Genomic DNA, 20,515 nt, shown 5'->3' with positions numbered 1-20,515 from the left:
TGCGCACGAAATTCTTTTCAACACAGTGGATTGATATGAAGGTACTGGTTACCGGGGCGACCAGCGGCTTAGGCCGAAATGCGGTCGAATTTCTGCGCAACAAGGGCATTAGCGTCAGGGCTACCGGTCGCAACGAAGCGATGGGAAAACTGCTGCAAAAAATGGGCGCAGAGTTCGTCCATGCTGACCTGACGGAGCTGGTGTCCTCTCAGGCGAAAGTGATGCTCGCCGGTATCGACACGCTGTGGCACTGTTCCAGTTTCACCTCCCCGTGGGGCACGCAGGAAGCCTTCTATCTCGCCAACGTGCGGGCAACCCGCCGTCTGGGCGAATGGGCCGTCGCCTGGGGCGTGCGTAACTTTATTCATATCTCGTCACCATCGCTCTATTTCGACTATCACCACCATCGTGACGTGCAGGAAGATTTCCGCCCTGCCCGCTTTGCCTGTGAGTTTGCCCGCAGCAAGGCGGCCAGCGAAGAGGTCATTGACCTGCTGGCGCAGTCAAACCCGCATACCCGCTTTACCGTGCTGCGTCCGCAGAGCCTGTTCGGGCCGCACGACAAAGTGTTTATTCCGCGTCTGGCGCAGATGATGCACCACTACGGCAGCGTGCTGCTGCCGCGCGGCGGCGATGCGCTGGTGGATATGACCTATTACGAAAATGCCGTTCACGCCATGTGGCTGGCAAGCCAGCCGGACTGCGATAAGCTGATCTCCGGTCGCGCCTACAACATCACGAACGGCGAACCCTGCACGCTGCGCAGCATTGTGAAGCGCTTAATTGATGAGTTGCAGATCGACTGCCGCATCCGTTCAGTCCCTTACCCAATGCTGGATATGATTGCCCGCAGCATGGAGCGTTTTGGCAGTAAATCGGCCAAAGAGCCTGCGCTGACGCATTACGGCGTATCGAAGCTTAACTTTGATTTCACGCTGGATATTTCGCGGGCGGAGAACGAGCTTGGGTACAAACCGATCGTGACGCTGGATGAAGGGATTACGCGCACGGCGGCGTGGCTGCGGGATCACGGGAAGTTGCACCGATAGCCTTAATTCACGGGGAGGGATATCCAAAGAATTACCCCTGCCCGTATTTCTCTAAGAGTGCTTCAGCAATAGCCATTGTTTCCACATCAGCGACGCCGTTCCACAGCTGCGGCCTGAAGTGCATCTGGAACACCATGATGATGCGCTTCTGCTGGGCAGGCGTGCTGCTGTCGGGCACCTCATAACCATAACGTGCGAGTAAATCCAGCAGCGCTGCGGTGTCCACCGGCTGATAAGGCGGTCGCCCGTTTATATAGAACGCAACGCGCCCGGCATCGGGCCAGGCGCCAATCCCCTGCAGCGCCAGCTCACGCCACGGGAACAGCGGGCCGGGATCGTCTTTGCGCTGCGGAGCGATGTCCGAATGGGCTACCACATTTTCAGGTCTGATGTTGTAGCGGGTAATAATGTCTTTGGCGAGCGGCACCAGCGCCGCAATTTGCGCAGGCTCAAACGGCGTAAAGTGCTTAACGCCCGACGTTTTTTGCCAGCCACGGTTCTCCAGCTCAATGCCGACCGACGTATCATTAATCCGGTTGGTGCCGCGCCAGAAGCTGATGCCCGCATGCCAGGCCAGTTCGCTCTCGGGCACCAGCTGCCAGATGCGCGGTTTACCGTCTGGTGCAGGGGGTTTAGCCGGGATCAAATAGTGAGAACTGACGTTCTTATCCGTCAGCGTGGCCAGCGAGCTGTCAAAGTCATCCGCGGTGTAATGGATCACCAGCACCTTGATGCGCGGGTAAGCCGCCTGCGCCTGATGACGCGTATCCAGCTCGTAGGCGCCTTTGTCGATAATCCCTTTTTCCGTGACGCATCCTGCCAGCAGCAGCGCCAGCAGGAGCGTGGCAAACGAACGCGTCATCGCAGCGTTTTCACCGCCGTACCGCTTACGCTCACCATCAGCATGCTGGCATCTTTTCCGACTGTTTCGTAGTCGATATCAATCCCCACAACCGCATCAGCGCCGAGAGCTTCCGCCTGCTCGCCAAGCTCTTTAAAGGCAATTTCGCGCGCTTTACGCAGCTCTTTTTCGTATGCGCCCGAGCGGCCGCCAACGATATCGCGGATACCGGCAAAAAAGTCGCGGAAGATATTGGCGCCGAGAATCGCTTCACCGGTAACCACACCGCAATACTCGGTTATTGTCTGCCCTTCCAGGGTTGGCGTTGTTGAAAACTGCATGGTTTCTCTCCTTCTTTAGCGTTCAATGCCTTAGGCACAGCATTATCGGTTCGTTACGCTATGATTGAAAGGATAGTTAATAAATAAGGAAATCAACATGCGCTATTCTGCTTTAACACTTTTCGTGCCCTGCGCGCTGGTGCTCAGCGCCTGTACCACCACGGTCACGCCAGCCTTTAAGGATATCGGTACCCGCAGCGGCCCCTGCATTGAGGGCGGCCCGGACACCGTGGCGCAGCAGTTCTATGATTATCGCATTCAGCACCGCAGCAACGATCTCACCGGCCTGCGCCCGTATCTGAGTGACGGCCTGGCAAAATTGCTTAACGACGCCACCCGCGATCCACAGCATAACGCTCTGCTGAAATCCGATCCGTTCTCCAGCCGCGCCACGCTGCCAGACAGCGCCGAAGTAGCCAGCGCGTCAACCATCCCCAATACCGATGCCCGCAATATTCCGCTGCGCGTGAAGCTGACGCAGGGAACCCAAACCTGGCAGGATGAAGTGCTGATGATCCGCGAAGGTCAGTGCTGGGCGGTAGACGACGTGCGCTACGTTGGCGGCAGCGTTCATGCCCCGGCAGGCACGCTGCGCCAGTCGATTGAGAATCGCTAAACCCGTCGATACAACCTGGTAACCCCCGTAAAATGTGCGGCATTTCATGCGGAATGCCGACATTTATACTCGCCGACCTTACCGTTCGCTATTTTGTGCTATGTTTAAGAGGAAACACGGGTTATATTTAACTTTTAACGCATAAATATTGCATAACTATTCTGTCAACGGTACTATCTGCGGCCTCAATTGCTATAGATTGCCTGGATGAGTAAAGACTGCCCCGATGAGTATTAAACTAAACGGCATTAACTGCTTCTACGGCGCACACCAGGCGCTGTTTGACATCACGCTGAACTGCCCGGAAGGCGAAACGCTGGTTTTGCTTGGCCCAAGCGGTGCAGGCAAAAGCTCCCTTCTGCGTGTCCTTAATCTGCTTGAAATGCCCCGCTCAGGTACGCTGGCGATTGCCGGTAACCATTTTGATTTCGCGAAAACGCCGTCTGATAAAGCGATTCGCGAACTGCGTCAAAACGTCGGCATGGTCTTCCAGCAATACAATCTCTGGCCGCATCTGACCGTCCTGCAAAACCTGATTGAAGCGCCGTGCCGCGTGCTGGGGTTAAGCAAGGATCAGGCTATTGCACGCGCCGAAAAGCTGCTGGATCGTCTGCGTCTTAAGCCCTACAGCGACCGCTATCCGCTGCACCTTTCCGGCGGTCAGCAGCAGCGCGTGGCCATTGCCCGCGCGCTGATGATGGAGCCTGCGGTGCTGCTGTTTGATGAACCGACCGCAGCGCTGGATCCGGAAATCACCGCCCAGATCGTCAGCATCATTCGCGAGCTGGCGGAAACCAATATTACTCAGGTTATCGTCACCCACGAAGTGGAAGTGGCGCGTAAAACCGCCAGCCGTGTGGTCTACATGGAAAACGGGTATATCGTTGAGCAAGGTGATGCGAGCTGCTTCGCGAACCCGCAAACCGATGCCTTCAAAAACTATTTATCTCATTGATTGTGTCAGGGGAAATATAATGAAAAAAGTATTACTTGCCGTGCTGCTTGCTGGCGTTACCCTTTCCGCTACCGCAGCCCAGACCATTCGTTTCGCCACGGAAGCCTCTTACCCTCCGTTTGAGTCCATTGATGCAAACAACAAAATTGTTGGCTTCGACGTGGACCTGGCAAACGCCCTGTGTAAAGAGATCGACGCGACCTGTACCTTCAGCAACCAGGCGTTCGACAGCCTGATCCCAAGCCTGAAGTTCCGCCGTATCGACGCCGTGATGGCCGGTATGGACATCACCCCGGAGCGTGAGAAGCAGGTCCTGTTCTCTACGCCTTACTATGACAACTCCGCTCTGTTCATTGGTCAGAAAGGTAAATTCACCTCTGTCGATCAGCTGAAAGGCAAAAAAGTCGGCGTGCAGAACGGCACCACGCACCAGAAATTCATCATGGATAAACATCCGGAAATCACCACCGTTCCGTATGACAGCTACCAGAACGCGAAGCTGGATCTGCAGAATGGCCGTATCGACGGCGTATTTGGTGATACCGCGGTGGTGACCGAGTGGCTGAAAGCCAACGACAAGCTGGCGCCTGTGGGCGACAAAGTGACCGATAAGGATTACTTCGGTACCGGTCTGGGGATTGCCGTTCGTCAGGGCAACACTGAGCTGCAGCAGAAATTCAACGCTGCGCTGGAAAAAGTGAAGAAAGACGGCACCTACGAAACCATCTACAAAAAATGGTTCCAGAAGTAATTCCTGATGAATGAAATTTTTCCTTTAGCAAGCGCCGCCGGGATGACCGTCGGCCTTGCCGTTTGCGCGCTGATTATCGGCCTCGTGCTGGCGATGTTCTTTGCGGTGTGGGAATCTGCAAAATGGTTCCCCGTCGCCTGGACAGGCTCCGCGCTGGTCACCGTGCTGCGTGGGCTACCGGAAATTCTGGTGGTCCTGTTTATCTATTTCGGCTCTTCGCAGCTGCTGCTCACGCTGTCTGACGGCTTCACCCTCAATCTTGGCTTTGCGCAGATCCCGGTGCAGATGCAGATTGAAAACTTCGACGTCAGCCCGTTCCTGTGCGGCGTGATCGCCCTCTCCCTGCTCTACTCTGCGTACGCGTCGCAAACCCTGCGCGGTGCGCTGAAAGCCGTGCCGCAGGGTCAATGGGAGTCAGGTCAGGCGTTAGGCCTGTCGAAATCAGCCATCTTCTTCCGTCTGGTCATGCCGCAGATGTGGCGCCATGCCCTGCCGGGCCTCGGCAACCAGTGGCTGGTACTGCTGAAAGATACCGCGCTGGTGAGCCTGATAAGCGTTAACGATTTGATGCTGCAAACCAAAAGCATCGCCACCCGTACCCAGGAGCCCTTTACCTGGTACATTGTGGCGGCGGCTATCTACCTGGTGATCACGTTGCTCAGTCAGTACATCCTCAAGCGTATTGACCTGCGTGCGACGCGCTTTGAACGGAGACCAGGCTGATGCTTGAATATTTCCCCGAGTTGATGAAAGGGCTGCACACCAGCCTGACGCTGACCGTGGCGTCCATTATCGTGGCGCTGATTCTGGCCCTTATCTTCACCATCATCCTGACGCTGAAAACGCCGGTGCTGGTGTGGATCGTGCGTGGCTACATCACCCTGTTTACCGGTACGCCGCTGCTGGTGCAGATCTTCCTGATTTACTACGGCCCGGGCCAGTTCCCGTCGCTGCAGGAGTATCCGGTTATCTGGCATCTGCTCTCTGAACCGTGGCTGTGTGCCCTGATTGCCCTTTCGCTCAACAGTGCGGCCTATACCACCCAGCTGTTCTACGGGGCGATCCGCGCCATTCCTGAAGGACAGTGGCAGTCCTGCGGGGCGCTGGGCATGAGCAAGAAAGACACGCTGGCGATCCTGCTGCCGTACGCCTTTAAGCGCGCGCTCTCCTCTTACTCCAACGAAGTGGTGCTGGTGTTCAAGAGTACCTCTCTGGCCTACACCATCACCCTGATGGAGGTGATGGGTCACGGACAGCTGCTGTACGGGCGCACCTATGACGTGATGGTGTTCGGCGCGGCGGGCGTGGTGTACCTGGTGGTTAACGGCCTGCTAACGCTGATGATGCGCCTGATCGAGCGTAGAGCGCTGGCGTTTGAGCGCAGAAATTAATCACGCAAATGCATAAAACGTTATTAATGGAGCGGGTAACCTGATGGGTTATCCGCTTTTTTTTGCAACAAAAATAATATTTAATCATTTTTATTGAATATAAATTCATTAACTGGCATTGTACATCCATGCCGCAGACACGGCGCATAAATAAGACAGACGGGAGCATTACAATGAAAAAGTTAGTTCTGGCCGCATTACTCGCCACCTTCGCCGCTGGCGCATCCGCAGCTGATAAAATCAATTTTGGCGTATCCGCCACCTATCCGCCGTTTGAATCACTGGATGCCAGCAACCAGATCGTCGGTTTCGATATCGATCTGGCAAAAGCGCTGTGCAAACAAATGCAGGCCGACTGCACCTTTACTAACCATGCTTTTGACAGCCTGATCCCATCGCTGAAGTTCAAAAAATACGACGCGGTGATCTCCGGGATGGACATCACGCCGGAGCGCAGCAAGCAGGTCGCGTTTACCGACCCGTACTACGCCAACTCGGCGGTGGTGATTGCGAAGAAAGGCGCTTATACCTCCTTCGATCAGCTGAAAGGCAAACGTATCGGAATGGAAAACGGCACCACGCACCAGAAATATCTCCAGGACAAACATCCTGAAGTGAAAACCGTGGCCTATGACAGCTACCAGAATGCGATTATCGACCTGAAAAATGGCCGTATCGATGGCGTATTCGGCGATACCGCCGTGGTGAACGAGTGGCTGAAAACCAACCCGCAGCTGGGCACCGCAACGGAAAAAGTGACCGATCCACAGTACTTTGGTACAGGCCTTGGCATCGCGGTACGTCCGGATAACAAAGCCCTGCTGGAAAAACTGAACGGCGCGCTGAAAGCGATTAAAGCTGATGGTACGTATCAGAAAATCAGCGAGCAGTGGTTCCCGCAGTAAGATTTTTTTGCCGGGTGGCTCGGCCTACGGGGGTGGTAGTCTGTAGGCCGGGTAAGGCGAAGCCGCCACCCGGCAATTTCTCACAACGGCACGAAAAACCTGAATCTTGCCCCGCTCGCCGACTCCATCAGCCTGATCCCACCGCCGTGCAGCTCCAGCATTCTTTTCACGATTAACAGCCCCAACCCGCCGCGATTCTCCCGCGATGCCTGGGTATTCAACGCCGAGGGCCGCTGGAACAGATCGTCGCGCAGCGCGGCATCGACGCCCGTTCCGCTGTCAGCCACTTCGACCTGAAGCTGTTCATTCTCCTGCCAGACCGCCAGACGAATTTCCCCGCCGCCTGGCGTATGGCGCATCGCGTTATCGAGCAGGTTGGTTACCACGCGTTCGATCATCGACACATCGGCATTCACCAGCGGCAGCGGTCCCGGGACGTCAATATGCAGATTCACTTCACGCGTGCGGGCGGTGAGCTCAAACTTCTGCGCCACGTCGGAAATCAACTCCCCCATCGCGAAACGCTCGCGCTGCGGCTTAATGCCGCCGTGCTCAAGGCGCGCCAACTCGAACAGCTGCTGCGAAAGATGGCGGACTTTTTGCCCCTGGCGCAGCGCGGTGGTGAGATAATGCTGATGCTCCTGCGGCGTCAGCGTGGCGGATTTTAGCGACAGGGTTTCCAGATAGCCCAGCAGTGAGGTCAGCGGCGTGCGCAAGTCGTGCGAGATGTTGGCTATAAACTCCCGGCGCTGACGATCGCTGTCGGCCAGCTGGTCCCACTGGCGGGTGATTTTGCGCGCCAGCTCGATAAAACTGTTGCGCAGGATCGCCACTTCATCCTTTGCCGCCGCGTCCGACGGCTGAGCGGCCAGCTGCCTGATAGCGCTTATACTGTCCTGCTCCAGCCCGCCGACCTCCACCGTCAGCTCTTTTACCGGGCGCGTGACCCAGTACCAGACCAGCAAACCTGCCAACAGGCCAAACAGCGCGACCCACAGCAATGACCACAGCACCGTGCTCCACAGCGCCTTGTGCCAGGCCATCTCCGCCAGGGCGTTTGACTCCTCGCCCTGCAAGATAATGTACAGATAGCCTTTTAGCTCGCCATCCTGCCGCAGCGGCGTGGCGCTAAAGACCTTTTTATTTTGACTGCGAGGATCGTCGCCCAGGACCGGTATGGCGGTACCGCTCAGGAAGGTCTGAACCGGTGCCAGGTCGATTTTTTGCCGCTGAATGTGGCCCGGCGGTGCGGCATCGGCCAGGATATCGCCGTCCGGGGAGACAACGTACAGCTCAACGCTCGGATTAAAGGTCATTAGCCGATCGAACAGCGGCTTGAGTGCCGTTCGGTCGACCCTGCCCTGCGCGTCCAGAATCGGTTCGCGCTGAACGATCTGCTGCGCCAGCCCGCCCGACAGCCGCTGCACCATCGCGTTACCGTACTGCGTACTGGTGTAGAGCTGTACCGCGCAGGCGACGGTGGCGCAGAGCATCATCAGCAGGATAAACAGCAGCGTCAGGCGCTGGCTCAGGCTAAAGCGGCGCATCATGATTTGGCTCCGCAAATTTATAGCCCTTGCCCCAGACGGTGCGAATAATCTCCGGCTCGGCGGCGTCCTTCTCAACCTTGATGCGCAGGCGGTTGATATGGGTGTTAACCGTGTGCTCATAGCCTTCGTGCTGATAGCCCCAGACCTGCTCCAGCAGCGCCAGACGAGAAAAGACCTCGCCAGGATGACGGGCAAAAAAGTACAGCAGCTCAAATTCGCGCGGAGTGAGATCCACCACCTGGCCATGAAGCAGCACGCTGCGCGCCAGCGGATCGATGGTCAGACCGTGGGCCTGAATTTGACCGTCGGTTTGCGCCTGCCCCATCGCCTGCTGGCGGCGGAACAGCGCTTTGATGCGCGCAATTAACTCCTGCACCGAAAACGGCTTAGCCAGATAATCATCGGCGCCGGTTTCCAGCCCGGTGATGCGGTCGGTTTCGCTGCTGCGGGCGCTGATGATGATCACCGGCAGGTAGCGCGTCATCTGACGGATTCGGCGGCAAATCTCCAGACCGTCAACGCTGGGCAGCATCAGGTCGAGGATCACCGCATCCCACGGCTGTTTTTCAAGACGCAGTAAGGCCTTGCCCCCGTCGGGCTCGTGGGCGATGGAGTAGCCTTCGTCTTCTAAATTGAGTCGCAGAAGCGCCGCGATATCGTGGTCGTCTTCCACCAGCAGGATCTGCTTCATGGGTAAACCTTTATTCATGTCTTATGACGTAAGCTTACCTGATTTCGCCGGGATGAAGAGTTCACATTTTGTTTAAGATTTTACGAGCAACGTCAGCACTTCATAATGGGCGGTGTGCGGAAACATATCGAAAAGCTGAACGCGTTCAACGCGGTAGCCCGGTAGTTGAGCGATGTCTTTCGCCATGGTCTGCGCGTTGCAGCTGGAATAGATGATGTACTCCGGCGCCATCTGGCTCAGGTAGTCGCACAGCACATTCCCGATGCCGCGGCGCGGCGGGTTGACCAGCACCAGCTCCGGCACGTTGCCCTGGCCGGTGGCGAACTGCGTGGAGTCGAGCGCCTGGAAGCGCAGATTCGTCAGGCCCAGCTCGGCAGCGGATTGTTTCGCGCAGGCAATCGCTTCGGCAGAGATCTCAATTCCGGTAAGCTGCATCCCGGGCGTGGCGCAGTGCAGGCCAAAGCCGCCCACGCCGCAGAAGAGATCCCACATATGCTGGATGTTTAACGCACGTACCCAGTCGCGGGCGGTGGCGTACAGGCTGCTTGCCACGGTCGGGTTAGTCTGGAAGAAGCTTTGCGGGCGGATCCACAGCGGCACGCCGTTGAAGCTTTCGGCCAGCGCGTGCTGGTCGGTGAAGAAAATCTCTTTCTCCCCTTCCATGATCGCCATATGCACCGGCTGAACGTTTGCCGTAATGACCTTCAGCTGCGGCAGCTGTTCCTGCAGCCACGGCAGCGCCGCGCGCAGCTGCTCCAGCTTGGCTTCCGAGCGCAGCACGAAGCGCAGCATCATGCCCCCGTCGAGTTGGCTTTCGGTCAGCAGAAGGTATTTCAGCTCGCCGCGCCTGCGGGCGACGTTGTAAGGCGTTAACCCTGCACGCGCAATAAACGGTTTCAGTGCGGCAAAGACGGGCTCAAACGAGGTGGGATACAGCGGGCAGTCGGTTAAGTCTTCCGGCGTGCCGTCACGGTTCAACATTCCCAGCAGCGGTTTTTCAACGCTGCCGCTGACCACCATTTTGGCTTTATTACGAAAGCCCTGCTCCGGACCGCTGACGGGTGCGCACCACTCGCCCACCGCGTGAGCTGCCAGCAGCTGTTGCAGGTCGGCCATTTTGGCGGTGAGTTGTTGAGAGACCGGCTGTTCTATCCACTGACAGGAGCGGCAGCGTCCGGCGTCATAGAGTGCGCACTGCATATGAAAACCTTAAGAATCACGAGGGCTGCGATTATACACATTATTGCAGGCGGAAGAACCGCCGACTGGAGGCGGGGATAAAAAGCAGGGACAGAACCAGCATGTCCGGGAGTTTTTGCATAAACAGCGCGCGCAGGATCTCGCGTTTGGATTCACCGGCAATGCTGAACAGCTCCGGGTAGCCGTATCCCAGCGAGGCGGCCCACAGATAGCTTGCGGCGGTAATTTGCGTCAGCAGATAGACCCAGCGCGCCCAGTTGCGCCCTTTGATCAGCGAAAATGCGCAGTAGATCTCGATAAACACCAGCACCAGGCTGCTCAAAAAGACCAGCGTCAGATTCCACGTCTGCACGCTGCGGTGAATGAATTCACCGATGCCGCGCACGCCCAGGGTGTTCAGAATCATCAGCACATCGAGGCAGCGGATCATAATAATGGCGAGTGCCGCCACCTGAACCAGTGCAGGTACGTTAGGACGCGCGTGCGTAGTACGTGATTTTTTTAATAATCCCAATGTTTTACTTCCCTGAAAAACAGTGCCGCGTCATGCGCGGCACATCACTGGAAATTTTAAATCCTTCAGCCGCGTCTTGCACGCTGGATATCGCGCACGCGCTGCTTTTCCGCGCGCGCCATCAAATACCAGGCGATAAATCCGACAATTCCGACCACGCCGAGGATGATAGAGGCCAGGGCGTTAATCTCCGGGTTAACCCCCATGCGCACGCTGGAGAAGACCAGCATCGGCAGGGTCGTCGCCCCCGGGCCGGAGACAAAGCTGGCGATAACCAGATCGTCCAGCGACAGCGTAAACGCCAGCAGCCAGCCGGAGATTACCGCTGGCATAATCATCGGCAGAGTGATGATGAAAAAGACCTTCAGCGGCGTCGCGCCAAGATCCATCGCCGCCTCTTCAATCGAGCGATCCAGCTCGCGCATGCGCGAGGAGATCACCACCGCTACGTAGGCCGTACAGAAGGTGACGTGCGCCAGCCAGATGGTGAGCATGCCGCGGTCCGCCGGCCAGCCGATGGCATGCGCCAGGGCCACGAACAGCAGCAGCAGCGCGAGACCGGTGATCACGTCCGGCATGACCAGCGGCGCGGTGATCATAAAGGCGAACCCGTTCGAACCGCGAAAACGTCCGAAGCGCACCATCACCAGCGCGGCGATGGTACCCAGAACACAGGCCATCGTGGCCGCCAGGGCCGCAATGGTCAGGCTCAGCCCCACCGCGCTCATCATCGCATCATCGTGGAACAGCTCGCTGTACCAGCGCGTCGACCAACCCGCCCAGACCGTCACCAGTTTGGAGCTGTTGAACGAGTAAATCACCAGCATCAGCATCGGCGCATACAGGAAGGTAAAACCGATAACGAGGATCGCAATTCGCCACGGGGAGCGCACTACCGGTAAGTTGTTCATCCGTGATCTCCCATCTGTTTCTGCTGATGCTTGTGGAACCACATGATCGGGACGATCAGCAGCAGCAACATGACAATCGCCACCGCCGACGCCACCGGCCAGTCGCGGTTATTGAAGAACTCCTGCCACAGCACGCGGCCAATCATGATGCTGTCCGGCCCGCCGAGCAGTTCCGGGATCACAAACTCCCCCACCGCCGGGATAAAGACCAGCATTGACCCGGCGATAATCCCACCTTTGGTCAGCGGGACAATGACGCTGAAGAAGGTTTTTAACGGACGGGCGCCGAGATCGAGCGACGCTTCCACCAGCGAGTAATCGATACGCGTCAGCGCCGTGTAGATCGGTAGCACCATAAACGGCAGATAGGCGTACACAATGCCGATATAGACCGCGAGGTTGGTGTGCAGGATCGTCAGCGGCTGATCGATAACGCCTAACCACATCAGAAAGTTGTTCAGCACGCCGTTGTTTTTCAGGATCCCCATCCAGGCGTAAACGCGGATCAGGAACGAGGTCCACGACGGCAGGATCACCAGCAGCAGCAGGATGTTACGCGTCGACGGTTTGCTGTGCGCCACCGCCCACGCGAGCGGGTAGCCCATCACCAGGCAGCAAAGCGTCGAGATCGCCGCCACCTGCAGCGACTGCAAATACGCTTCGAAATAGAGCGGGTCGTCGGTGAGCTGGAGGAAGTTGCCGAGATTCAGCGTCAGCGTCAGCTGCCCGTCAGCCCAGTCCAGCAGGTTGGTATAGGGCGGGATCGCCCGCGCCATTTCCGCCAGGCTTATCTTGAAAACAATCAGGAACGGCAGCAGGAACAGCAGGATCAGCCACACGTATGGCATGGCGATCACCAGCTTGCGGCCGTGTTTCATCTGCATGCGCGTCAGCCAGTGGGCAAAGCCGCCCGGCTTTTCTACGCGGGCTGGAGGTTCAAGTGCACTCATTTGCCGCTCCTTATACCGTCAGCACAACGCAACTGTCAGCATCCCAGCACAGGCGCACTTCGTCGCCCCATGTTGGCTGGCCTTTGCGATAGCGATGTTCGTTCTGTAGCTGCGCGCTGAGCATCTGCCCGCTTTTCAGGCGCACGTGGTAGATGGACAGATCGCCCAGATAGGCAATGTGCACCACTTCGCCCACGGCAAAGTTATAGCCATCGGCAGGCGGGTCTTCACAGAGCATGATCTTCTCCGGGCGCAGCGCGACGTAGACCGGCACGTTATCCACCACGGAGTTATCCGGATCGACCTTAAGCGGATGCTGCAGCCCCGGCGATTCGATGACCAGGCCATCTTCCTGACGATCTTTCAGCAGCCCTTCGAAGACGTTAACCGAGCCGATGAACTCCGCGCTGTAGCGGGTGGTCGGATGCTCATAAATCTCTTCCGGCTCGCCAATCTGCACGAACTTCCCGCGGTTCATGATCGCGATACGTCCGGCCATGGTCATCGCCTCTTCCTGGTCGTGTGTGACCATCACGCAGGTCACCCCCACGCGCTCGAGAATATCGACAACTTCCAGCTGCATACGGTCGCGCAGTTTTTTATCCAGGGCGCCCATCGGTTCGTCGAGCAGCAAAAGTTTCGGACGTTTTGCCAGACTGCGGGCCAGGGCCACGCGCTGGCGCTGGCCGCCAGAGAGCTGGTGTGGTTTACGCTTCGCGAACTCCTGCATGTGCACCAGGCTCAGCATTTCGGCCACGCGCGCGGTAATTTCGGCTTTTGGCAGCTTGTCCTGCTTCAGGCCGAAGGCGATATTCTGCTCCACCGTCATGTGCGGAAACAGCGCGTAGGACTGGAACATCATGTTAATCGGCCGCTGATACGGCGGCACGCTGGAGAGATCCACGCCATCGAGCACTATCTGCCCGGCAGTGGGCTGTTCAAAACCGGCCAGCATGCGCAGCAGGGTCGATTTGCCGCAGCCAGAAGCCCCCAGAAGGGCAAAAATTTCGCCTTTATAGATAGTCAGGCTGACGTCGTCCACGGCATGCTGGCCATCGAAAGATTTGGTGAGGTTACGAATTTCAAGAAGCGGGGTCAGCGCTTTACGGACTTTTGCCTGCGGGCGGGGGATGGCGTCATTCACGGGGTGTTCTCCGGCAGAAATCAAATCATGGTGCAGGCGCACCAGAACGGTGCACCTGTTGCCGGGGGCGCTTCGCTTGCCCGGCCTACGACAAAGGGTTATTTACCGCTTTTCACCTTGGTCCACGCGCGGGTACGCACACGGTCAATTTTTGGATCCTGAACTTTCAGGGTGAAGAGCTTGGCGAACACATCCGCTGGCGGGTAGATAGCCGGGTTATTGCGGATTTCTTCGCTTACCAGCGGCACGGAGGCCTTATTACCGTTCGCGTAGTAAACGTGGTCGCTGATGTGGGCGATCACCTCAGGGCGCATCAGATAGTTGAGGAACTGATACGCTTCGTCTTTGTTTTTTGCATCAGCCGGCATCGCGAAGACGTCAAAGAAGGCCAACGCCCCCTCTTTCGGAATGAAGTAAGAGACGTTCACGCCGTTTTTCGCCTCTTTCGCGCGGTTAGCCGCCTGCCATACGTCCCCTGCCCAGCCGATCGCGACGCAGATGTCGCCGTTCGCCAGGTCATTAATGTACTGAGACGAGTGGAAGTAACGAATGTTTGGACGCAGCTTCAGCAGCAGATCGGTCGCCGGGCCGGTGTAATCATCGGCTTTACTGCTGTTCGGGTCTTTGCCCAGGTAGTTCAGCACGGTGGCGAAAATCTCTTCCGGCGCATCGAGGAATGAGACGCCGCAGCTTTTCAGCTTCTCAAGATTTTCCGGCTTCAACACCACGTCCCAGCTGTCCAGCTTGACGTCCGGGCCCAGCACCGCTTTGACTTTATCAACGTTGTAGCCGATACCGGTAGTCGCCCACAGGTAAGGCATGGCGTATTTGTTGTCCGGGTCATGCTTGGCCACCAGCTTCAGCACTTCTGGATCGAGATTTTTCCAGTTCGGTAACTTGCTCTTATCCAGCGGCTGGAAGACGCCTGCCGTCAGCTGACGCTCAAGGAAACTTGCAGAAGGCACCACGAGGTCAAACCCGGTGCTACCCGCCATCAGTTTTCCTTCCAGCACTTCGTTGGAATCAAAAACGTCGTAGACCACTTTAATCCCGGTCTCTTTTTCAAAATTCGCCACCGTGTCCGGCGCAATATAGTCAGACCAGTTGTAAACGTGCAGCGTTTTTTGTTCCGCAGCGAGCGTGCCGGCAGAGACGGCCATCAGAGCACCCGCAACCAGACCCGATAACCATTTTTTATTCAAGGCGATCATAGTGTTATTCCTTCTGAAAGCTCGTTAACAAACGAACTAAAACTGTGCAATCTGGATATATGCAAAAACCATGCATAGTTTGTCGCTCTGCTCAAAATAAAAAGAAACCTCTTTACCCGGCAGCTTCCGCTCGCTTTTTGAAGCATCGCAAGAATAACTGTAGCCCGTGTCTGCGGCTATAGCCCAGACGAAAAAACGCCTTTTATCAATTTTTTATGCAGGTTAAGTCTACGTGATAAGCCGAAACGGCCTTCAGGGAGGTGAAAAATTCTTTAAAGAAAGGTTAAAAGCAGCAGAAAAAATGGCCTTCTGCAGCCGCTATGGCAGCGACTGCGCAAAAGTCAGACAGGCTTAGTGAAGAAAATTGGGAGATGCATCATTATTCTCTGCATCATCTTCCGCGCTATACAGCAGGTGGTGTGCATTAGCTTCCATCATGACCATCGAAATTTGCTCTTCGCTCAAGCGCATAAACCAGGAAAACTGCTTGAACGACAGCCCGGCACCGGAGAATAAAGACTGGCAAACGACCAGTTTTGGCAGATTATCATCCTGTATGTCGAGAAATGCTTTCACCGTCAAAGAACTGGCGTTAATCGCTGACAGGTCGGAGGCCAGCGCCAGCAGCGCAGACGGCTTAACTTCAGCCAGCGCAGAGAAAAGAATCACGTCGTTAATGAGATCGATTTTGGCATCGAAAATGCCGTCGAAATTCTGCATATGAGGCAGATGCAGCGCCTGGCAGGAATCACATTCGAAGAACGTAATTCCGGCATCGTCAAGCCATTGACGTAACGTATCCAGTGTAGGTACGACCTGTAAATCCATCGCTGTGCAGCCTCTTAAATAAAAACTTCGCTTAGATTACGCAAAAAGTGCGTTCAATACCATTTAACCGCCCGTTTTCAGACAGTAACCCGGCGTGGCATGACGCTCGATCCATGCGATCATTTTACCCGCAATATCGACACCTGTGGTTTTTTCCACGCCTTCCAGCCCCGGCGAGGCGTTCACTTCCATGACCAGCGGCCCGCGCGTCGCCCGCAGCAGGTCTACGCCCGCCACGTCCAGCCCCAGCGTTTGCGCCGCTTTGACGGCAATTTCCCGCTCCCGGTCGCTGATATCGGCGATTCTGGCAATGCCGCCGCGGTGAAGGTTAGAGCGGAAGTCGCCCTCTTTGGCCTGGCGCTCGATGGCCGCCACCACTTCATTGCCGACCACGAAGCAGCGGATGTCGCGTCCTTTCGCCTCTTCAATGTACTCCTGCACCAGAATATGCGCATTCAGTCCCCGAAAAGCGTCAATCACGCTCTCCGCCGCCTGACGCGTTTCCGCCAGCACTACGCCAATGCCCTGCGTGCCTTCCACCAGCTTAATCACCAAAGGCGCACCGCCCACCATGTCGATGAGATCGCTGGTGTCGTCCGGTGAATGGGCAATCCCCGTGACGGGAAGATCGATCCCCTGACGGGCGAGGAGCTGCAGCGAGCGCAGCTTGTCGCGGGCGCGTGAAATGGCGACGGATTCGTTGAGCGGATAGCTGCCCAGCATCTCGAACTGGCGCAGCGCGGCGGTGCCGTAATAGGTTATCTGGGAGCCGATGCGGGGGATCACCGCATCAAAGTGCGGCAGCTTGCGGCCTTTGTAGTGAATCGACGAGGCGGCCGGATCGATGTTCATATAGCAGGACATCGGGTCGAGGATCTCAACCTGATGCCCGCGTTTCGCCGCCGCTTCTCGCAGGCGCTTACATGAATAGAGCGTTCCATCCCGGGACAATATGGCAATTTTCACCCTGCACCTCTCTGAAGACATGGAAAAAGCCTGCATATCATATACGCAGGCTGGCGCAGGAGGAATGGACTATCGCGTCGCCCACCCCTGTTTGTGGAGGTAATCAAGAATAAACGGGCGATTTTCTTTAATGATGGTGCGACGAATATGGTCACTCCAGGTATCACGACGATTATTGCTACCGCGCGTCATGTAGTAGTTCGCCAGTTCTTCATCATATTGATTCAGGACGTCCTGATCGACCGGCTGGTAGTGATTTTCGTGCACCAGCATAGCGGCAGGAATGCGCGGCTTCAGATCCGGGTTATCCGCAGGCCATCCGAGGCACAGGCCGAACAGCGGCAGTACATGTTTTGGCAGCTTCAGTAGCTCGGTCACGCTTTCGATGTTATTACGCAGGCCGCCGATATAGACACCGCCTAACCCCAGCGATTCCGCCGCCGTGAAGGCGTTTTGCGCCATCAGAGCGGTATCCACCACGCCCAGCAGAAGCTGTTCGGCCAGCCCCAGCTCGGCCTCGGGGCAGATCTGCAGGTGGCGGTTAAAGTCGGCGCAGAACACCCAGAACTCCGCCGCCTGGGCCACATGCTTCTGCCCACCGGTCAGCGTGACCAGCTGTTCACGCATGGCCGGGTCGGTGATGCGGATAATCGAGCTGCACTGCAGGAAGCTGGAGCTGGAGGTCGCCCTTGCGCTATTAATAATCGCTTCGCGCTGCGCCTCGGTAATCGGCTCATCGGTGAAGTGGCGAATGGAACGGTGGGAACGGAGCAGGTCAATCGTTGGTGTCATCTTGTCTCTCTTTCTCTTGCTTAAACCTTATGCCAGCCAGTATAGGCAATGTTTTGCGCGGTGTAATTGGCGAAACATAGCCTGACTGTATCGAAGCGACAGGCGAAACCTTCTTTAATGGCGGCAGGTTATCGGGCACTATATGTCCTATTCGCCGTCAGGCTTGTTTTTTGAGGAGAGAGAAATGTTTGCAGTAATTTTTGGTCGTCCAGGGTGCCCATACTGTGTACGCGCGAAAGAGCTGGCTGAGAAACTGACAGAAGAGCGCGATGACTTCAACTTCCGTTACGTGGATATCCACGCGGAAGGCATCACGAAAGCGGATCTCGAAAAAACCGTCGGCAAGCCGGTTGAAACCGTGCCGCAGATCTTCCTCGATCAGAAGCACATTGGCGGCTGCACTGACTTTGAAGCTTACGCCAAAGAGCATCTGGGCCTGTTTGCTGCCCAGTAATGAAAGGACGCCCTCACAGAGAGGGCGTTTTTATTTGTGGTGCCGTCGGTGTTGAAGCAGACTGTGCACAAATAAGTAGCAGAGCGCGCCAAGGGCGCACCAGAATACGGCGCTCATCAGCCATGCCAGTTCCTGCCAGAAACTCCGCGTTGATATATAGAGCAAGCGCATCAGCAGCAAACAGAGCGGCGCGGCCAGCATAGCGCCCAGCAGCGGCTTCACCACCTCCCCTTTACGGGAGAGAAAACTGGCAGCAGCCCCCGGCAGCGTAAAAAAGAGCAGCCCCAGCTCCGGATGACCCGCCGCCCTGAATGCCCCTTTCACATTAAAAGCAAGCGACATGCATACGACCGTGAACAGCAAAAAGCAGCTGAACACCCCCGCCCAGTTTCGTTTAATGTTCAAATTATCCTCCTGACTTCTCTCTATCAAATACACCTTCGTCGGGTAGACGCCCAGTCAGATAAAGCAATACGGCAATCCTTGCCAAAGTACGTACAGGGTGATGCGATAATAGGTAGCTGTCAGTAGCTAATACGATTAAACTATCGGCCAGCTAATGTTTTAGGGAATAAAGCAGGAAACAGGGAGCGTTAACGCCTTTCCCTGACCCAGAAAACAGTAGCCCAAATAGTCCTTTCATTCAACAACTTACTGGTAAACAAGAAGTTAGCCTCCGTGAATATAAACGTCGCAGACTTGTTAAATGGGAATTACATCCTGTTATTATTTGTGGTACTGGCGCTGGGGCTTTGCCTGGGTAAATTGCGCCTGGGTTCAGTTCAACTTGGTAATTCCATTGGCGTTTTAGTCGTCTCCTTATTATTAGGCCAGCAGCACTTCAGCATTAACACGGACGCGCTCAACTTAGGTTTTATGCTGTTTATTTTTTGTGTTGGCGTGGAAGCGGGACCGAACTTTTTTTCAATTTTCTTCCGCGACGGCAAAAATTATCTGATGCTGGCGCTGGTCATGGTCGGCAGCGCGCTGCTGATCGCGTTAGGGCTGGGTAAACTGTTTGGCTGGGATATCGGGTTAACGGCCGGTATGCTGGCAGGCTCCATGACCTCCACCCCCGTGCTCGTGGGTGCCGGTGATACCCTGCGCCATTCCGGCATGGCCGGCGCGCAGCTCTCCACCGCCCTCGACCACCTGAGCCTGGGCTATGCCCTGACCTATCTGATTGGTCTGGTGAGCCTTATCGTTGGCGCGCGTTACCTACCAAAACTTCAGCACCAGGATCTGCAGACCAGCGCCCAGCAAATCGCACGCGAGCGCGGTCTCGATACCGATTCCAAACGTAAAGTCTATCTCCCGGTGATCCGCGCGTATCGCGTCGGGCCAGAGCTGGTGGCATGGGCAGACGGCAAAAATCTGCGCGAGCTGGGGATTTACCGCCAGACGGGCTGCTATATCGAGCGCATTCGACGCAACGGCATTCTGGCGAACCCGGACGGCGACGCGGTGCTGCAGATGGGCGACGACATCGCGCTGGTGGGTTATCCGGATGCCCACGCCCGTCTCGATCCAAGCTTCCGTAACGGCAAAGAGGTGTTCGACCGCGACCTGCTCGACATGCGTATCGTCACCGAAGAGATCGTGGTCAAAAACCATAACGCCGTAGGCCGCCGTCTGGCGCAGCTGAAGCTGACCGACCACGGCTGCTTCCTCAACCGCGTGATCCGCAGCCAGATTGAGATGCCTATCGACGATAACGTCGTGCTCAACAAAGGTGACGTTCTTCAGGTCAGCGGCGACGCCCGACGCGTGAAAACCGTTGCCGACCGCATCGGTTTTATCTCCATTCACAGCCAGGTCACCGACCTGCTGGCCTTCTGCGCCTTCTTTATTGTTGGCCTGATGATCGGGATGATCACCTTCCAGTTCAGCAACTTTAGCTTCGGCATCGGTAACGCCGCCGGGCTGCTGTTTGCCGGGATCATGCTGGGCTTCCTGCGAGCGAACCACCCGACCTTCGGTTACATTCCGCAGGGCGCCCTGAACATGGTGAAAGAGTTCGGTCTGATGGTCTTCATGGCGGGCGTCGGCTTAAGCGCCGGTAGCGGTATCGGACACAGCCTTGGTGCCGTCGGCTGGCAGATGCTGGTTTCCGGACTTATCGTCAGCCTGGTGCCGGTCGTTATCTGCTTCCTTTTCGGCGCCTACGTGCTGCGCATGAACCGCGCCCTGCTCTTCGGGGCCATGATGGGGGCGCGTACCTGTGCGCCGGCTATGGAGATTATCAGCGACACCGCGCGAAGCAACATTCCGGCGCTGGGGTATGCGGGAACCTATGCTATTGCTAACGTGCTGCTGACGCTGGCGGGTACGCTGATCGTCATCATCTGGCCTGGACTCGGATAACTCTTAAGTTTGCGCGTGGTGAAAAATATTTTCGTTAAGCGCAGAACTTTTTAATCAGGGGGCAGTCATAACTAGTGCCACTGCTTTTCTT

General features: G+C 56.5%; 23 protein-coding genes. 9 read left to right on the top strand and 14 right to left on the bottom strand.

Annotation, left to right across the window (positions count from 1 at the left end):
• Window positions 1–35 precede the first annotated feature (35 nt).
• Complete coding sequence (locus tag KGP24_RS07650; RefSeq protein ID WP_223562899.1) at window positions 36–1,049, top strand: NAD(P)-dependent oxidoreductase; 1,014 nt, start codon at window positions 36–38, stop codon at window positions 1,047–1,049.
• 31 nt (window positions 1,050–1,080) lie between these two features.
• On the opposite strand, the gene KGP24_RS07645 is transcribed toward KGP24_RS07650, so the two are convergent.
• Both KGP24_RS07645 and KGP24_RS07640 read right to left on the bottom strand, forming a co-directional pair.
• A complete protein-coding gene (locus KGP24_RS07645; RefSeq protein ID WP_223562898.1) occupies window positions 1,081–1,911 on the bottom strand; it encodes an N-acetylmuramoyl-L-alanine amidase in 831 nt (276 codons plus the stop codon).
• Window positions 1,908–2,231 carry a heavy metal-binding domain-containing protein gene (locus KGP24_RS07640; RefSeq protein ID WP_023310944.1) on the bottom strand — a complete coding sequence of 108 codons (324 nt, stop codon included), beginning with the start codon at window positions 2,229–2,231 and terminating at the stop codon, window positions 1,908–1,910. Before KGP24_RS07640 ends, KGP24_RS07645 begins: the two co-directional genes overlap by 4 nt.
• Window positions 2,232–2,328: 97 nt before the next feature.
• Between KGP24_RS07640 and KGP24_RS07635 the strand changes: the two genes are divergently transcribed.
• The 6 genes from KGP24_RS07635 to artJ all read left to right on the top strand — a co-directional run bounded on the left by KGP24_RS07635 (window position 2,329) and on the right by artJ (window position 6,849).
• A complete protein-coding gene (locus KGP24_RS07635) occupies window positions 2,329–2,847 on the top strand; it encodes a lipoprotein (protein WP_063144468.1) in 519 nt (172 codons plus the stop codon).
• Window positions 2,848–3,073: 226 nt separating this feature from the next.
• The gene (artP, locus tag KGP24_RS07630) at window positions 3,074–3,802 is read left to right on the top strand and encodes an arginine ABC transporter ATP-binding protein ArtP (protein WP_023310942.1); all 729 of its coding nucleotides are present in this window, start codon (window positions 3,074–3,076) and stop codon (window positions 3,800–3,802) included.
• A 19-nt stretch (window positions 3,803–3,821) separates the two neighbouring features.
• Entirely contained in the window at window positions 3,822–4,553 is a 732-nt protein-coding gene (artI, locus tag KGP24_RS07625) for an arginine ABC transporter substrate-binding protein ArtI (protein WP_033145049.1), read from the top strand.
• Window positions 4,554–4,559: 6 nt separating this feature from the next.
• On the top strand, window positions 4,560–5,276 hold the full coding sequence (gene artQ, locus KGP24_RS07620) for an arginine ABC transporter permease ArtQ (protein WP_025756069.1): 717 nt from the start codon (window positions 4,560–4,562) through the stop codon (window positions 5,274–5,276).
• The gene (gene artM / locus KGP24_RS07615) at window positions 5,276–5,944 is read left to right on the top strand and encodes an arginine ABC transporter permease ArtM (RefSeq protein WP_029739452.1); all 669 of its coding nucleotides are present in this window, start codon (window positions 5,276–5,278) and stop codon (window positions 5,942–5,944) included. Before artQ ends, artM begins: the two co-directional genes overlap by 1 nt.
• A gap of 173 nt (window positions 5,945–6,117) precedes the next feature.
• A complete protein-coding gene (gene artJ, locus KGP24_RS07610; RefSeq protein ID WP_021240923.1) occupies window positions 6,118–6,849 on the top strand; it encodes an arginine ABC transporter substrate-binding protein ArtJ in 732 nt (243 codons plus the stop codon).
• 80 nt (window positions 6,850–6,929) lie between these two features.
• Here the strand turns inward: artJ and KGP24_RS07605 are convergent, their stop codons facing one another.
• The 11 genes from KGP24_RS07605 to nfsA form a co-directional block, all read right to left on the bottom strand.
• Window positions 6,930–8,399, bottom strand: a complete 1,470-nt coding sequence (locus KGP24_RS07605) for an ATP-binding protein (protein ID WP_223562897.1) — start codon at window positions 8,397–8,399, stop codon at window positions 6,930–6,932.
• Window positions 8,383–9,090: a response regulator transcription factor gene (locus KGP24_RS07600; RefSeq protein WP_223562896.1), complete on the bottom strand. Its 708-nt coding sequence runs from the start codon at window positions 9,088–9,090 to the stop codon at window positions 8,383–8,385. The genes KGP24_RS07605 and KGP24_RS07600 overlap by 17 nt, the downstream gene beginning before the upstream one ends.
• Before the next feature lie 72 nt (window positions 9,091–9,162).
• Window positions 9,163–10,290: a 23S rRNA (uracil(747)-C(5))-methyltransferase RlmC gene (gene rlmC, locus KGP24_RS07595; protein WP_223562895.1), complete on the bottom strand. Its 1,128-nt coding sequence runs from the start codon at window positions 10,288–10,290 to the stop codon at window positions 9,163–9,165.
• Window positions 10,291–10,330: 40 nt separating this feature from the next.
• Window positions 10,331–10,804, bottom strand: a complete 474-nt coding sequence (locus KGP24_RS07590) for a YbjO family protein (RefSeq protein WP_223562894.1) — start codon at window positions 10,802–10,804, stop codon at window positions 10,331–10,333.
• Between the two features lie 65 nt (window positions 10,805–10,869).
• Complete coding sequence (potI, locus tag KGP24_RS07585) at window positions 10,870–11,715, bottom strand: putrescine ABC transporter permease PotI (protein ID WP_223562893.1); 846 nt, start codon at window positions 11,713–11,715, stop codon at window positions 10,870–10,872.
• Window positions 11,712–12,665, bottom strand: a complete 954-nt coding sequence (gene potH, locus KGP24_RS07580; RefSeq protein ID WP_223562892.1) for a putrescine ABC transporter permease PotH — start codon at window positions 12,663–12,665, stop codon at window positions 11,712–11,714. The genes potI and potH overlap by 4 nt, the downstream gene beginning before the upstream one ends.
• Before the next feature lie 10 nt (window positions 12,666–12,675).
• A complete protein-coding gene (gene potG / locus KGP24_RS07575) occupies window positions 12,676–13,809 on the bottom strand; it encodes a putrescine ABC transporter ATP-binding subunit PotG (RefSeq protein ID WP_021240929.1) in 1,134 nt (377 codons plus the stop codon).
• Window positions 13,810–13,907: 98 nt separating this feature from the next.
• On the bottom strand, window positions 13,908–15,020 hold the full coding sequence (potF, locus tag KGP24_RS07570) for a spermidine/putrescine ABC transporter substrate-binding protein PotF (protein ID WP_023335062.1): 1,113 nt from the start codon (window positions 15,018–15,020) through the stop codon (window positions 13,908–13,910).
• A gap of 351 nt (window positions 15,021–15,371) precedes the next feature.
• Window positions 15,372–15,848: a YbjN domain-containing protein gene (locus tag KGP24_RS07565; protein ID WP_014169308.1), complete on the bottom strand. Its 477-nt coding sequence runs from the start codon at window positions 15,846–15,848 to the stop codon at window positions 15,372–15,374.
• A 63-nt stretch (window positions 15,849–15,911) separates the two neighbouring features.
• Window positions 15,912–16,814 (bottom strand): 30S ribosomal protein S6--L-glutamate ligase, encoded by a 903-nt coding sequence (gene rimK / locus KGP24_RS07560; RefSeq protein ID WP_213751029.1) that lies wholly within the window; start codon window positions 16,812–16,814, stop codon window positions 15,912–15,914.
• A 69-nt stretch (window positions 16,815–16,883) separates the two neighbouring features.
• The gene (nfsA, locus tag KGP24_RS07555) at window positions 16,884–17,606 is read right to left on the bottom strand and encodes a nitroreductase NfsA (protein ID WP_223562891.1); all 723 of its coding nucleotides are present in this window, start codon (window positions 17,604–17,606) and stop codon (window positions 16,884–16,886) included.
• Between the two features lie 184 nt (window positions 17,607–17,790).
• Here nfsA and KGP24_RS07550 point away from each other — a divergent pair, with 184 nt between their 5' ends.
• Window positions 17,791–18,060 carry a GrxA family glutaredoxin gene (locus KGP24_RS07550; protein WP_006809455.1) on the top strand — a complete coding sequence of 90 codons (270 nt, stop codon included), beginning with the start codon at window positions 17,791–17,793 and terminating at the stop codon, window positions 18,058–18,060.
• 30 nt (window positions 18,061–18,090) lie between these two features.
• Here the strand turns inward: KGP24_RS07550 and KGP24_RS07545 are convergent, their stop codons facing one another.
• Window positions 18,091–18,465, bottom strand: coding sequence for an inner membrane protein YbjM (locus tag KGP24_RS07545; protein WP_223562890.1), 375 nt, complete (start codon window positions 18,463–18,465; stop codon window positions 18,091–18,093).
• 273 nt (window positions 18,466–18,738) lie between these two features.
• Between KGP24_RS07545 and KGP24_RS07540 the strand changes: the two genes are divergently transcribed.
• The gene (locus KGP24_RS07540; protein ID WP_029739442.1) at window positions 18,739–20,424 is read left to right on the top strand and encodes an aspartate:alanine antiporter; all 1,686 of its coding nucleotides are present in this window, start codon (window positions 18,739–18,741) and stop codon (window positions 20,422–20,424) included.
• The last annotated feature ends 91 nt before the right edge of the window (window positions 20,425–20,515 follow it).

The organism is Enterobacter sp. JBIWA008 (genome assembly GCF_019968765.1).
Lineage (GTDB): Bacteria > Pseudomonadota > Gammaproteobacteria > Enterobacterales > Enterobacteriaceae > Enterobacter.
This window is presented reverse-complemented; position numbering and strand designations above follow the sequence as displayed.

What these genes read in the sequence shown, in the direction of transcription:
- KGP24_RS07635 (WP_063144468.1), top strand. Translation starts at nt 2,329, where the DNA reads ATGCGCTATTCTGCTTTAACACTTTTCGTGCCCTGCGCGCTGGTGCTC.
- KGP24_RS07650 (WP_223562899.1), top strand. Translation starts at nt 36, where the DNA reads ATGAAGGTACTGGTTACCGGGGCGACCAGCGGCTTAGGCCGAAATGCG.
- KGP24_RS07600 (WP_223562896.1), bottom strand. Translation starts at nt 9,090, where the DNA reads ATGAAGCAGATCCTGCTGGTGGAAGACGACCACGATATCGCGGCGCTT.
- KGP24_RS07645 (WP_223562898.1), bottom strand. Translation starts at nt 1,911, where the DNA reads ATGACGCGTTCGTTTGCCACGCTCCTGCTGGCGCTGCTGCTGGCAGGA.
- artJ (WP_021240923.1), top strand. Translation starts at nt 6,118, where the DNA reads ATGAAAAAGTTAGTTCTGGCCGCATTACTCGCCACCTTCGCCGCTGGC.
- KGP24_RS07605 (WP_223562897.1), bottom strand. Translation starts at nt 8,399, where the DNA reads ATGATGCGCCGCTTTAGCCTGAGCCAGCGCCTGACGCTGCTGTTTATC.
- KGP24_RS07640 (WP_023310944.1), bottom strand. Translation starts at nt 2,231, where the DNA reads ATGCAGTTTTCAACAACGCCAACCCTGGAAGGGCAGACAATAACCGAG.
- potH (WP_223562892.1), bottom strand. Translation starts at nt 12,665, where the DNA reads ATGAGTGCACTTGAACCTCCAGCCCGCGTAGAAAAGCCGGGCGGCTTT.
- rlmC (WP_223562895.1), bottom strand. Translation starts at nt 10,290, where the DNA reads ATGCAGTGCGCACTCTATGACGCCGGACGCTGCCGCTCCTGTCAGTGG.
- artQ (WP_025756069.1), top strand. Translation starts at nt 4,560, where the DNA reads ATGAATGAAATTTTTCCTTTAGCAAGCGCCGCCGGGATGACCGTCGGC.
- potF (WP_023335062.1), bottom strand. Translation starts at nt 15,020, where the DNA reads ATGATCGCCTTGAATAAAAAATGGTTATCGGGTCTGGTTGCGGGTGCT.
- artP (WP_023310942.1), top strand. Translation starts at nt 3,074, where the DNA reads ATGAGTATTAAACTAAACGGCATTAACTGCTTCTACGGCGCACACCAG.
- artM (WP_029739452.1), top strand. Translation starts at nt 5,276, where the DNA reads ATGCTTGAATATTTCCCCGAGTTGATGAAAGGGCTGCACACCAGCCTG.
- nfsA (WP_223562891.1), bottom strand. Translation starts at nt 17,606, where the DNA reads ATGACACCAACGATTGACCTGCTCCGTTCCCACCGTTCCATTCGCCAC.
- KGP24_RS07565 (WP_014169308.1), bottom strand. Translation starts at nt 15,848, where the DNA reads ATGGATTTACAGGTCGTACCTACACTGGATACGTTACGTCAATGGCTT.
- artI (WP_033145049.1), top strand. Translation starts at nt 3,822, where the DNA reads ATGAAAAAAGTATTACTTGCCGTGCTGCTTGCTGGCGTTACCCTTTCC.
- potI (WP_223562893.1), bottom strand. Translation starts at nt 11,715, where the DNA reads ATGAACAACTTACCGGTAGTGCGCTCCCCGTGGCGAATTGCGATCCTC.
- KGP24_RS07550 (WP_006809455.1), top strand. Translation starts at nt 17,791, where the DNA reads ATGTTTGCAGTAATTTTTGGTCGTCCAGGGTGCCCATACTGTGTACGC.